Here is a 12,797-nt window from a genome sequence, read left to right as displayed (position 1 = left end):
TATGGTATAGTTCCTATAGATTCGAAAGAGGTTGGGGTGACGCTGTTGTTTAAAAAACTGGTGCCGAAACAATTCGTGCAGACGATTTACGATATCAATCTGGAGGAGCTTTGGCAGAGCGGAATCCGCGGAATCATCACGGACCTCGACAACACGCTTGTCGGTGCCAAGGTGGCCGATGCGACACCGGAGCTCGTGAATTGGCTCGGGCATGTGAAGCAGCTCGGTTTCAAGGTCGTCATCGTATCGAACAACCAGGAAACAAGGGTATCCGCTTTTGCCCTGCCGCTGTCTATCCCGTTCATTCATGCCGCGCGCAAACCGACGAACACGGCCTTTCGCAAAGCATTGGCACTGATGGATACAACTGCAGAGCAGACGGTTGTAATCGGTGATCAGATGCTGACAGACGTGCTGGGAGGGAACCGGCTCGGTTTATATACCATTCTTGTTGCGCCTATCTCCATCCATGATGAAGGTTTCTTTACACGAATCAACCGGCGCATCGAGAAGCTGGCCAACAATTACATCTCGAAGAATAAATAAAGCTTTCCTTCACGGGAAAGCTTCACTTTGCTTGCGGGAGAACAAAGCTTAACGGAAGCTCCCGCCGTTCATTTTAAGGAGGATTCATGACCCAAGAAGAAGTTATCCATTGCGGAGGCTGCGGTGTCAAGCTTCAGCTCGAAGATCCTCATGCGCTCGGGTACATCCCCGCGCAGGCTCTCGAGAAAGAACCGGTTATTTGCCAGCGGTGTTTCCGCATCAAGAACTATAATGAAGCGTCGAGCGTAACGCTCAACCAGGACGATTTTCTGAAGCTGCTCGGGCACGTGGGGCACAAAGAAGCGCTCGTCATCAATATCGTCGATATTTTCGACTTCGAAGGCAGTTTGATCAGCGGTCTGGCCCGTTTCGTCGGAGGCAATCCGATCATACTGGTCGTCAACAAAATCGACCTGCTCCCGAAAGTGACGAACTGGAACCGGATCGTGAACTGGGTCCGCAAGCAGGCCAAGGAACAAGGCCTGAAGGTGGTGGAGGTCGTCCTTTGCAGCGCCAAGAAGAACATCGGATTCGACCGGGTTCTTCAAGCCGTAGACGAACACCGTAACGGCAAAGATGTCTACGTCGTCGGAGCGACCAACGTGGGCAAGTCCACGCTCATCAACCGGCTTATTTCCGATTACAGCGATCTGGATTCGGAGCTGACCACCTCCCAATATCCGGGCACGACGCTCGATATGGTCGAGATTCCGCTCGATGACGGACATTTTATTATCGATACGCCGGGAATCGTGTACAAGCACCGGCTGACGGAGCTTGTCTCCAAGAAAGACCTGGGCAAGCTGATGCCGGGCAAGCCGCTTAAGCCCATGGTGTATCAATTGAACGAAGGACAAACGCTGTTTTTCGGGTCGTTGGCGCGGTTTGATTTTGTCCGCGGCGAGCGCCAGTCCTTTACGATCTACTCTTCGGGAGCCGTTCCCATCCATCGCACCAAATTGGAAAAAGCGGACGAGCTGTACGCGAACCACAAAGGGACTTTGCTCGTTCCGCCTGTGGCGAAAGATTTGGAAGAACTTCCGCCGCTCGTCAAACAGACGATTCACATTTCGAAAGGCAAAAAACTCGATGTGCTGATCTCCGGCCTCGGCTGGATCAAAATTAACAGCGAAGCGGGCGCGGAGCTGGCCGTTCATGTACCGAAAGGCGTTAAGATCGTCCAGCGCGATTCGCTTATTTAAACCGGACAGGTCCTGGTACGCCAGGCGTTTGCGTTTTGGCAGGCAGGTTCGGCACATAAAGAATGCACGGGGGAGAGACCGACCATGGGGAACAAGCCGTCTTTGGACAGCAGTACGATTCTGTACGGAGTATTCGGGGATCCGGTGCGGCACTCCCGCTCTCCGATTATGATGAACCGGGCCTTCGGCGAAGCGGGGATTAACGGGGCTTATGGCGCATTTCACGTGCTGCCGGGGCAGCTGGAGGAGGCTGTCGCCGGTATCCGCGCGCTCGGTTTCGGCGGAGTCAACGTGACGATTCCGCATAAAGTCAACGTGATGAAGTATCTCGATGAGATCGACGCCGATGCGCAGGCCCTTGGCGCCGTGAACACCGTCGTTAACCGCAGCGGTAAACTGATCGGCTACAACACGGACGGGATCGGGTATGTCCGTTCGCTTAAAGAAGAAACGGGCATGGATCTCCGCGGCAAAAAAGTGCTGCTGATCGGAGCGGGCGGAGCGGCCCGGGGGATTTCATATGCCTTGGCGAAGGAAGGGCCTTCGTTTATCGCCATCGCCAACCGGACGGCGGAGAAAGCTCAGGAACTCGCTTCAACCGTCCGCGCCGAAACAAGCGCTATCGGCATGGGGCTTCACGAATTAGGAAACATTATCAGCGATGCGGATCTGATCATCAACTCGACTTCGTCGGGCATGTACCCGAATATCGAAGAGTTGCCTTTGGATCTGGACGGTCACCGGCTCCGGGAAGGTACGATTGTCAGCGATCTCGTTTACAACCCGCTGGAAACCCGTTTTTTGAAAGAAGCTAAAGCGAGAGGCGCCGTTACTCACGGCGGACTCGGCATGTTTATTTATCAGGGGGCCTACGCGTTCGAATACTGGACCGGCGTCCCTGCGCCTGCAGCGGCGATGCGGCAGGCCGTAGAGCAATCATTTATCGGGAATTGAGGGAATCAGAAGTTATGCTAACAGGAAAACAAAAAAGACATTTGCGCTCACTGGCGCACCATTTGACCCCGGTCTTTCAAGTAGGCAAAGGCGGAGTGAACGAGCATTTGATCCAGCATATCGTGGAAGCGATCGAGGTTCGGGAATTGATGAAAATCTCGGTACTCAATAACTATGAGGCGGACTGCAAGGAAGTTGCCAGAGAACTGGCGGAAGGCGCAGGCGCCGAGCTGGTTCAGGTCATCGGACGTACGATCGTCCTTTATAAAGAGTCGCGCGATAACAAACAGATCGAGCTGCCGAAGTCCTAAAACGGGACGGATGCTGAATCGGTAAAAATACCGGACCGGCCGCCGGCTTTTATGAGGTTTACGTACAGCTGCGGCTTACGGCACCGGACTGGCGGAAAATAACGGCGGACGCGGGAGGAGGTGGCTACATGCGGATAGGAATCATGGGCGGGACCTTCGATCCGGTGCATACGGGCCACCTGGTTGCGGGAGAATGCGCCCGGACCGCCTGCGGGCTGGACGAGGTGTGGTTTATGCCCGCCAATGTCCCGCCGCATAAACCGAATGCCCCCAAGGCTTCGGCCGAGCAGCGCTGGGAGATGGTATGCCGCGCCGTGTCGGACAATCCCGCTTTCCGTCCGTTCGATCATGAACTCCGGAAAGGCGGGGTTTCGTACTCTGTCGATACGATCCGGGAGCTGAAAGCCCGGTACCCGGAGCACGAATTTCACTACATTATCGGAGCCGATATGGTCGAGTATCTTCCTAAATGGCGTGAAATCGGAGAGATCATGAAGATGATCGGCTTCATCGGTCTTCAAAGGCCCGGCTTCGAGCTTCGACCGGATGCGCTGCCGGCTTTCATCCGGCAGGGTGTCCGCCTGGCTCCGATGCCGCTTCTGGACATTTCCTCCACGGATATCCGTACCCGGAGGCGGGAAGGCCGTTCCGTCCGCTATCTCGTCACGGCTTCTGTACACGATTATATCGAAGGGATGGGCTTGTATGAATCGTGAAGAGATGATGAAGACTGTAAAAGAGGAAATGCCCGAAAAAAGGTGGAGGCATACTCTCGGTGTCATGGAAACGGCCGTTATCCTGGCCCGGCGTTTCGGCGCGGATGAGGAGAAAGCGGACACGGCCGCGATTTTGCACGATGTGTGCAAATACTGGCCCGTAGAGAAGCAGGCCGATGCGATTCGCGAAAGCGGGTTTCAGACGGACGTCTTGTCCTTCGACAAAGAGATGTGGCATGCTCATGCCGGGGCTTGGATCGCTTCTGCCCGGTTCGGCGTGAAGGACGAAGATGTGCTGAATGCGATCCGTTACCATACTTCCGGCAGGGAGAACATGTCCGTTCTGGAGAAAGTCGTCTGTCTGGCCGATTATATGGAGCCCGGAAGGGATTTTCCCGGCGTGGATAAGATCCGCGAGCTTGCGGAGACGAGTCTGGAACGGGCTCTGCTGGCCGGTTTTGACTCTACGCTTTCGTTCCTTCTCCAGAAGGGCAGACGCATTTACCCGCTCACCGTGCTGACGCGCAACCGTTTAATCCTCGAATTAGACGTGTAATACTGGGTGACAAGTTCATTTGGCATTTGATTGATTAACGGAATTCACGAACAAAATGATACCGAACGGAATTTAATAGAGAGTGTACATGCTGGTGATCGGTTTCAAAAACCGTCCAGCAAGAAGGAGGATGATGGGATGAAAGTAAATCCGGAACAATTGATGCGTCTGGTTGTGGATGCGGCGGAAGACAAGAAAGCCATTAACGTGGTGGCTCTGGACCTTCAGGAAATTTCCCTGGTGGCCGATTATTTCGTGATTTGCAACGGGAACTCGGAGACGCAGGTGCAGGCCATCGCTACGGAAATCCGCAAAAAAGCGGACGAGCACGGCGTCACCGTACGTGGTATTGAAGGCTACAATACCGCACGCTGGATACTTGTGGATCTGGGGGATGTCGTTGTCCACGTGTTCCACAGGGACGACCGGGAATATTACAATATCGAGCGTCTCTGGTCGGACGCAAGGGTTGTGGAACGCGTATGAGTCTGGAAGCGGGAACTCTCGTAACGCTTGACGTAACGAGAGAAGTATCGCCGTACGGTTATTTCGTAACCGACGGAGAACGGGAAGTACTGCTCCCGTACGCGGAAAGTAACCGGAAACTGAAAGCCGGCCAGCAGGCCGAAGTTTTCATTTATTATGATTCGGAAGACCGCATGGCCGCCACGATGAACCGGCCGATGCTGCTTCTGGGAGAGCTGGCTCTGCTTGAGGTTGTGGATCTTCATCCGCGCTTCGGGGCCTTTCTGGAAATGGGAATCGGGCGGAATCTTCTTCTGCCGTTCAAGGAAATGCCGGAGCTTGACGAACTTCGCCCTCAAGTGGGGGACAAAGTCTTCGTGACGATGGACCACGACCGCCAGGGAAGACTGGTTGCCCGGCTTGCGGGAGAAGACGTTCTCGCAGAAAAATGTTTTCCGGCCCCGCAGGCGTGGAGAAACCAGTGGCTGGACGCGCGCGTGTACAAACCGCTGCAAATGGGAACGTTCGTCGTCTGCGACGGCGGAGTCGTCGGCTTCGGCGTCATCGGACTCATTCCCTCTACGGAGCGCTCCCGCCTGCTCAGAGTCGGCGAGGAAGTCAACGTTCGCGTTACGTATATCCGTGAAGACGGACGCGTGAATTTGTCGATGCGGCAGCCGAAGGAAAAAGGACGGGATGAAGACGCCGAGAAGGTTCTGGCAGTTCTGCGCGAACGTCCGGGAGGCGCCATGCCTTATTCGGACCAGACTGAGGCGGATTTGATCAAATCCAAATTCGGCATCAGCAAGTCCGCCTTCAAACGTGCGCTCGGCAAGCTAATGAAGGAAGGCCTGGTTTACCAGGAGGAAAACTGGACGTATCTCAAGCAAGAGGAGAACTGACATGTCGTACCGTGATTTTGCTTATACGTACGACCGGCTGATGGAAGACATGCCGTACGAGGCGTGGATTTCCTATGCCCGGCAGGCTTGGGAGGCTTACGGCCTCCGTCCGGAAACCGTTGTCGATCTCGGCTGCGGCACGGGTAACATTGCCGTGCCGCTCGCGAAGCTCGGCTGCAAAGTCGTCGGAATCGACTTGTCCGACGATATGCTGGCCGTCGCCCGGCACAAAGCCGAAGAAGAGGCCGCGAGCGGAGCGAAGCCGGACATCCTTTGGCTGCAGCAGGACATGCGCGACTGGGAGCTGCCCGAGCAGGCGGACACTGTCATCTCCTTCTGCGACTGCTTCAATTATCTCCTCGAGGAAGAGGAGATAATTGAAGCTCTGGAGCAGGCGTACCGGGGGCTGAGAGGCGGCGGCGTCCTGCTGTTCGATGTCCACAGCCCGGCCCAGTTCGAGGAGTACGCTTCCCTGCAGCCTTTTGTCTTCGACGAAGAGGATGTGGCGTACCTGTGGACCTGCGAGCTCGACGAGGAACGCACGGAAATCGAGCACGCGCTCACGATTTTCGTCCGTGAGGACGCTTCGTCCGCACGCGGCGGGGAACCGCTTTTCCGGCGCATCGAAGAGACTCACAGACAGCGTGCGTATGACCCTCGCTGGATGAAGGAAAGACTGGAGGCGGCGGGGTTCGCGGACATCCGGATTTCCGCCGATTTCGACTGGGAAACGGAGCCTTCGCCGGATTCACGCAGACTTTTTTATGCGGCCCGCAAGCCTCTGGTCTAAAAACAGCGGTTTACTTGACAAAGAGCTTCAAAATTGCCTATAATCATTACAAATTTGTGTAATCGCACCAGCTATGACGAGGATCATCCCTTTGCACGCATGTATCCAGAGAACCGGCGGTCGGTGGAAGCCGGTACATGATGAAGGCGAACTCACCTCCGAGCCGGAAGGCGAACCGCAGTACGGCCGTTTCCTTGCAGCTGTGCCTGTCATCCGGCAGGAAGCCGGACGGAAGCGAAGATGTACTGCCCAGTAACCGGACCGTCTAGCCCGCGTTAAGGGACTTGAGTGAACAACCGGCAAAGCATGCCGCTTGTTAACTAGGGTGGTACCACGGGGAATATATAACCTCTCGTCCCTAGCCGTAAGAGCTAGAGACGGGAGGTTTTTTGGTTGCGATGATAACGTCAGGAGGACCTACACACATGGCACATGAAAAAGAACAGCAGGGCTACAACCCTCAGGTAATCGAGCCTAAATGGCAGAAATACTGGGACGATAACCAGACCTTCCGGACATCGGACGAAGCGGGTAAACCGAAATTTTACGCACTGGATATGTTCCCGTATCCGTCCGGCGCAGGTCTCCACGTAGGCCATCCTGAAGGGTATACGGCTACCGATATCGTTTCCCGCTTTAAGCGCATGCGCGGCTTTAACGTGCTCCATCCGATGGGCTGGGACGCCTTCGGTCTGCCGGCCGAGCAGTACGCGCTCGACACGGGCAACGATCCGCGCGAGTTTACGAAGCAGAATATCGAAAATTTCCGCCGCCAGATCAAATCGCTGGGTTTCTCGTACGATTGGGAGCGTGAAATTTCCACGACGGATCCCGAGTATTACAAGTGGACCCAATGGATTTTTATCCAACTGTACAAAAAGGGCCTCGCTTACGTGGACGAAGTTCCCGTGAACTGGTGTCCCGCGCTCGGAACCGTTTTGGCCAACGAGGAAGTGATCGACGGCAAAAGCGAACGCGGAAACCATCCCGTCATCCGGAAGCCTATGCGCCAATGGGTGCTGCGGATTACCGAGTATGCCGAACGCCTTCTGGAAGATCTCGAGGAGCTGGACTGGTCCGAAAGCATCAAGGATATGCAGCGCAACTGGATCGGCAAATCCAAAGGAGCGGAAGTAACTTTCGCTATCGACGGACATGAAGGAGACAGCCTGACGGTCTTTACGACCCGTCCGGATACGCTTTTCGGAGCGACCTACTGTGTTCTGGCGCCGGAGCATGAGCTGGTTGCCAAAATTACGGCGTCCGGGCAGAATGCCGACGTGAAAGCGTACCAGGAGAAAGCCGCACGCAAAAGCGACCTGGAGCGTACGGACCTGGCCAAGGAAAAGTCCGGCGTATTTACCGGCGCTTATGCCGTTAACCCCGTGAACGGCGCCAAGCTGCCGATCTGGATCGCGGACTACGTGCTGGCCGGTTACGGTACAGGCGCCATCATGGCTGTACCGGGACACGACGAACGGGACTGGGAGTTCGCCAAGCAGTACGACCTGCCGATCATCGAAGTCGTACAGGGCGGCAGCGTGCAGGAAGCCGCTTATGACGGAGAAGGGCCGCATGTGAATTCGGGCTTTATCGACGGAATGGGCAAGGAAGAGGCTATCGCGTCCATGATCGCCTGGCTGGAAGAGAACGGCAAGGGCAAGGGGAAAGTAACGTACCGCCTGCGCGACTGGCTGTTCAGCCGTCAGCGCTACTGGGGCGAACCGATTCCGATCCTCCATCTCGAAGACGGAACGATGAAAACCGTGCCGGAAGACCAGCTTCCGCTTCTGCTTCCGCAGGTCGAGCACATCAAGCCTTCCGGAACCGGCGAATCTCCGCTTGCCAATGTGGAAGACTGGGTAAACACGGTCGATCCCGAAACGGGCATGAAAGCCCGCCGCGAGACGAATACGATGCCGCAATGGGCGGGAAGCTGCTGGTATTACCTGCGCTTTATCGATCCCCGCAATAACGATGAAATCTGCTCTCCCGAGAAGCAGAAGGAATGGCTGCCGGTCGATCTCTATATCGGCGGAGCGGAGCACGCGGTTCTTCATCTGCTCTATGCGCGCTTCTGGCACAAAGTGCTTTACGATCTCGGAGTGGTCGAAACGAAAGAGCCGTTCCACAAGCTCGTCAACCAAGGGATGATTCTCGGCGAGAACATGGAGAAAATGTCCAAATCCCGCGGTAATGTGGTGAATCCCGACGATATCGTCAATGAATTCGGTGCCGATACCCTGCGCATGTACGAAATGTTCATGGGGCCGCTTGAAGCGACGAAGCCTTGGAACACCAACGGCGTGGAAGGCTCTTACCGCTTCCTTAACCGCGTATGGCGTCTGTTCGTGGACGAGAACGGAGCATTGAGCAGTAAAATTTCCGACGACGAGAATGCCGGCGGAGACACGTTCAAACGCACGTGGCACCGTACGGTGAAGAAAATAACGGAAGATTTCGAAGCTCTCCGTTTCAATACCGCTATCAGCCAGTTGATGATTTTTGTCAATGAAGCTTATAAGACAGAAGCTCTCCCGAAAACAGCCGTGAAGCATTTTGTCCAATTGCTTTCTCCGCTCGCTCCGCATATTGCCGAAGAACTGTGGCAAAAGCTCGGCGGAACCGGCTCCATCACGTATGAAGCGTGGCCGGTTTACGAAGAGGCCTGGACGGTGGACGACGAGGTGGAGATTGTCGTTCAAGTGAACGGCAAAATCGCCGATCGCGTAAAAGTCGCCAAAGATCTTGACGAGGCGGGCATGCAGGAGCTTGCGCTTGGCCTGGATAAAGTAAAAGAGCTGAGCGCCGGCAAAACCGTCCGCAAAATCATTGCCGTGAAAGGCAAGCTCGTCAACATTGTAGTCGGATAAACACCCTGGTATATAGGGATACCCGGCAGGTCCGCTCTCCTTGCGGGAAATTGGATCTGCCGGGTGCTCTCCGGACAGCCCGAAACGGCGGAGCCGCCTTTCTTTTTTCAGAAAAGCGGTCTCCGCCGTCGAACGGCCCCGGAAAACCGATTATAGTTCGTGCTTACTCACCTGTTGTTCTCTACAACCATTCCGCATCAGTCCATTAACCCCGATCCGCTAAAGCTCCCTTTTTCTACAAACTTTTCTATCTGACTATCCGAAAATCCTACTGTGCGTCCCCTCTTTATTTTACCACTTTCTTCCACTTGTTATTGTTTTTTTGTCGTAAATACCACTTCCACTTTTTCCAGATCTTCTTCGTATTTCGCATGCGTGATCCCGATTAACCGGTTAAACATCCCGTCCAGATCCTGCTCCATCAACCGCAATCCCTCCGCCGTTATACCTCCCGGAACCCGTACCCTTTTTTGAAGCGAGACCGGATCGAAACCGCCCGTCGTCAAGAGCTTGCCTGTGCCTAGCGTCATTTCCGAAGCGAGTATGGTTGCTTCTTCGGGAGATATTCCCGTCTCCGCCACTGCGGCTTCGATATACTTTTGGAGAAAAAAGGCCAGGAACGCCGGCGCGCAGCTCGATAAATCGGAACTGATCCGGGTATATGCTTCGGAGACTCTGACAGGTGTGGAAATATGAGTCAGAAGATTTTCAATCCATTCCTTATCCTCGGGATACATACGCTCCCCGTGAATACACAGGGTAGATCCGCTGAGAACGTAGTTGGTGATGCTCGGTATAATCTTCGTCACTTTGCAGGGAAGCTGGTCTTCCAGATGCTTGAGCAGGACCGGGCTCGTAATGGATACGACGATTTGGGCCGGCTCCAGAACCAGCCGGATTTCGTCAATGACTCTCTTATAATCAAGGGGCTTCACGCATAAAAAAACGACATCACGGCCCGCTGCGGCTTCCGCATTGCTGGAGGCGGCGGTTAGTCCGGCGTAGGTTTCCGCCAACCGATGTACTTTGCCGGGAGTGCGGTTTGCGGCGCAGATTTGCTCAGGATTGAGCGCTCCCGAATGGATGAGCGCTTCGATCAGAATACTTCCCATGCTGCCTGTACCGATAAATCCCGCTTTCATCGACAACCCTCCTCATGAAATAGTCGGACAGGTCTCCTTCCGGCAATAGGACCGGTGCCGTATACCGGAACGGATTCATTACACCCGACCCATAACAGAAGCGGGCGCCGACAAGTTTAACATCTTTACGCAAGGACCCAAAAATCAGGAACGTTTTCTTAACGGTATGAACATTTTCACACAATTATGCCGGTTTCCTGTGATGTAAAAAAGTTTATTCAAAAAAATCAGAGGAGTGTTTCATGTTGAACTGGAATTTTCAGAGTTGGAAAAGCCGGGGCATTTTTGCGGGCTCTGCTGCCGTAATCGCGGCAGGATTGGGAATTTGGCTCCTGGTCAGCCCGCGAGGCACCGTACCGCAAGGTTTTACGGCGTTGAACGCTTCCATGGCGCAAACGATAGAAGGAACCAAGCCGGTATCGCCTTCGGAGAAGCCATCGCCGCCGCCTTCGAAGGCAGAGGCGAAGGAAGGAACTGACGCCGGGAGTAAGCAAGCGGGGACGGGAGAATCCTCGGTAGGCGCTACTGTAGGCGGCCTGGAGCAGGCGCCGGCTTCAGCTCGGAAAGAGGCGGCTGCCGATGACAAACCTGCGCAGGCGGATCAGCGGGGGGCAGTTGGCGGAGGGAATGGACCGGCTCCGGAAACAAGTGCGGGAGGCGGTCCAAACGGGTCTGCAGGAGACAAGAAAAGCCCGTCCGGCCCCAAAATCGATATTAATACAGCCGGTCTGCAGCAATTGATGGAACTCCCCGGAATCGGTGAAAGCAAAGGGAAAGCGATCCTTGCTTACCGGCAACAGCACGGTAAGTTCAAACGTGCCGAACAACTGCTGGATGTAAAGGGAATCGGCGAAAAAATGCTCGCGAAGATGAAGCCTTACCTGCAAATTAGCCCCTGACGGGAGTTTGGAAGCGGAGCATGCAGGACAAAAAGAAAACCGTAAATGTCGGAATTGAGAAAATCTACTAAACTTTCTTTCATTTTACGAGGAAATATGAGAAAATAGGCCCAATCAACGCGATAAAGGAGGAAAGAACCATGTCCGAACAACGTCCTTATTCTTTAGAAACTTTGGCCGTCCACGCCGGCCAGCAAATCGATCCGACTACATTTTCCCGAGCGGTGCCTATTTATCAGACGACCTCTTACGGGTTCCGTGACGCGGATCATGCCGCCGATCTGTTCGCTCTGAAGGAATTCGGCAACATTTATACCCGCATCATGAATCCGACGAGCGATGTTTTCGAGCAGCGGATAGCCGCGCTTGAAGGGGGAGCGGGAGCTCTCGCGACCGCATCCGGTCAGGCAGCCATTACATACTCGATCCTCAACATCGCAGGAGCCGGCGATGAGATCGTATCCGCGTCCAGCTTGTACGGGGGAACCTATAATTTGTTCTCGACCACGCTGGCGAAACTCGGAATCCAGGTGAAATTCGTCGATCCTTCGGATCCGGAAAATTTCCGCAAAGCGATTACGGACAAAACTAAAGCCTTGTATGCCGAAACGGTGGGCAATCCGCGCGGAGACCTGCTCGATGTGGAAGCCGTTGCCGCCATTGCGCATGAGAACGGCCTACCGCTGATCGTTGACAATACGTTTCCGACGCCTTACCTGCTTCGCCCCATTGAGCACGGTGCCGACATTGTCGTACATTCCGCGACGAAGTTTATCGGCGGACACGGCACTTCCATCGGCGGCGTGATCGTAGACGGAGGCAAGTTCGACTGGAAAGCCAGCGGCAAGTTCCCGGGGCTGACGGAACCGGACCCGAGCTACCATGGCGTCGTTTACGCCGACGCGGTAGGACCGATCGCCTACATCATCAAGGCGCGCGTCCAGCTTCTCCGCGATATGGGAGCCTCCATTTCACCGTTTAACTCCTTCCTGCTTCTACAGGGCCTGGAGACGCTCCACCTCCGCATGGAACGCCACAGTTCGAATGCGCTTGCGGTGGCGCGTTTTCTTGAAGCCCATGAAGCGGTCGATTGGGTCAGCTACGCCGGTCTGGAGAGCCACAGCTCGTACAAACTGGCGCAAAAATATTTGCCTAAGGGCCAGGGTGCGATCCTTACCTTCGGCATTAAAGGCGGCTTGGAAGCCGGCCGCAAAGTGATCGAACAGGTTAAGCTGTTCTCTCATCTTGCCAACGTGGGCGATTCCAAATCTCTGATCATTCATCCGGCAAGCACGACCCATCAGCAGCTAAGCGAGGAAGAACAGCTGAGTGCGGGGGTAACGCCGGGCATGATCCGTCTGTCCATCGGTACGGAAGCGATCGACGATATTTTGCATGACCTGGAGCAGGCCATCCAGGCCAGCCAGCAGTAGGTGCTGCC

14 protein-coding genes are annotated in these 12,797 nt (G+C 54.9%); 13 read left to right on the top strand and 1 reads right to left on the bottom strand.

The window, feature by feature from the left end; all coding sequences use genetic code 11:
* Positions 1–45 precede the first annotated feature (45 nt).
* From AC58P5_RS07510 to leuS, 11 genes are all read left to right on the top strand, one after another.
* A complete protein-coding gene (locus tag AC58P5_RS07510; RefSeq protein ID WP_103994247.1) occupies positions 46–546 on the top strand; it encodes a YqeG family HAD IIIA-type phosphatase in 501 nt (166 codons plus the stop codon).
* A gap of 86 nt (positions 547–632) precedes the next feature.
* Positions 633–1,748, top strand: a complete 1,116-nt coding sequence (gene yqeH / locus AC58P5_RS07505; protein WP_497385504.1) for a ribosome biogenesis GTPase YqeH — start codon at positions 633–635, stop codon at positions 1,746–1,748.
* Positions 1,749–1,832: 84 nt separating this feature from the next.
* Entirely contained in the window at positions 1,833–2,702 is an 870-nt protein-coding gene (gene aroE, locus AC58P5_RS07500; protein ID WP_497385502.1) for a shikimate dehydrogenase, read from the top strand.
* A 14-nt stretch (positions 2,703–2,716) separates the two neighbouring features.
* Positions 2,717–3,013, top strand: a complete 297-nt coding sequence (gene yhbY, locus AC58P5_RS07495; RefSeq protein WP_016423489.1) for a ribosome assembly RNA-binding protein YhbY — start codon at positions 2,717–2,719, stop codon at positions 3,011–3,013.
* A gap of 128 nt (positions 3,014–3,141) precedes the next feature.
* The gene (gene nadD, locus AC58P5_RS07490) at positions 3,142–3,729 is read left to right on the top strand and encodes a nicotinate-nucleotide adenylyltransferase (RefSeq protein ID WP_497385501.1); all 588 of its coding nucleotides are present in this window, start codon (positions 3,142–3,144) and stop codon (positions 3,727–3,729) included.
* Positions 3,719–4,285, top strand: a complete 567-nt coding sequence (gene yqeK / locus AC58P5_RS07485; protein ID WP_497385499.1) for a bis(5'-nucleosyl)-tetraphosphatase (symmetrical) YqeK — start codon at positions 3,719–3,721, stop codon at positions 4,283–4,285. The genes nadD and yqeK overlap by 11 nt, the downstream gene beginning before the upstream one ends.
* Before the next feature lie 138 nt (positions 4,286–4,423).
* Entirely contained in the window at positions 4,424–4,771 is a 348-nt protein-coding gene (gene rsfS, locus AC58P5_RS07480) for a ribosome silencing factor (RefSeq protein WP_103993497.1), read from the top strand.
* Positions 4,768–5,652, top strand: a complete 885-nt coding sequence (locus AC58P5_RS07475; protein WP_497385498.1) for a CvfB family protein — start codon at positions 4,768–4,770, stop codon at positions 5,650–5,652. Before rsfS ends, AC58P5_RS07475 begins: the two co-directional genes overlap by 4 nt.
* A gap of 1 nt (position 5,653) precedes the next feature.
* Positions 5,654–6,442, top strand: coding sequence for a class I SAM-dependent DNA methyltransferase (locus AC58P5_RS07470; RefSeq protein ID WP_497385496.1), 789 nt, complete (start codon positions 5,654–5,656; stop codon positions 6,440–6,442).
* Positions 6,443–6,579: 137 nt separating this feature from the next.
* A complete protein-coding gene (locus AC58P5_RS07465; RefSeq protein WP_405082383.1) occupies positions 6,580–6,711 on the top strand; it encodes a hypothetical protein in 132 nt (43 codons plus the stop codon).
* Positions 6,712–6,867: 156 nt separating this feature from the next.
* Positions 6,868–9,315 (top strand): leucine--tRNA ligase, encoded by a 2,448-nt coding sequence (gene leuS, locus AC58P5_RS07460; RefSeq protein WP_497385495.1) that lies wholly within the window; start codon positions 6,868–6,870, stop codon positions 9,313–9,315.
* A 311-nt stretch (positions 9,316–9,626) separates the two neighbouring features.
* On the opposite strand, the gene comER is transcribed toward leuS, so the two are convergent.
* Complete coding sequence (gene comER / locus AC58P5_RS07455; RefSeq protein ID WP_497385493.1) at positions 9,627–10,457, bottom strand: late competence protein ComER; 831 nt, start codon at positions 10,455–10,457, stop codon at positions 9,627–9,629.
* A 242-nt stretch (positions 10,458–10,699) separates the two neighbouring features.
* Here comER and AC58P5_RS07450 point away from each other — a divergent pair, with 242 nt between their 5' ends.
* Together AC58P5_RS07450 and AC58P5_RS07445 are read left to right on the top strand one after the other, a co-directional pair.
* Positions 10,700–11,356, top strand: a complete 657-nt coding sequence (locus AC58P5_RS07450) for a ComEA family DNA-binding protein (protein WP_497385492.1) — start codon at positions 10,700–10,702, stop codon at positions 11,354–11,356.
* A gap of 140 nt (positions 11,357–11,496) precedes the next feature.
* Complete coding sequence (locus AC58P5_RS07445) at positions 11,497–12,789, top strand: homocysteine synthase (protein WP_497385491.1); 1,293 nt, start codon at positions 11,497–11,499, stop codon at positions 12,787–12,789.
* The last annotated feature ends 8 nt before the right edge of the window (positions 12,790–12,797 follow it).

The organism is Paenibacillus sp. JT31N7, assembly GCF_059692095.1.
Note: the sequence above shows the minus strand (reverse complement) of the source record. Positions and strands in the feature narration are given on the sequence as shown.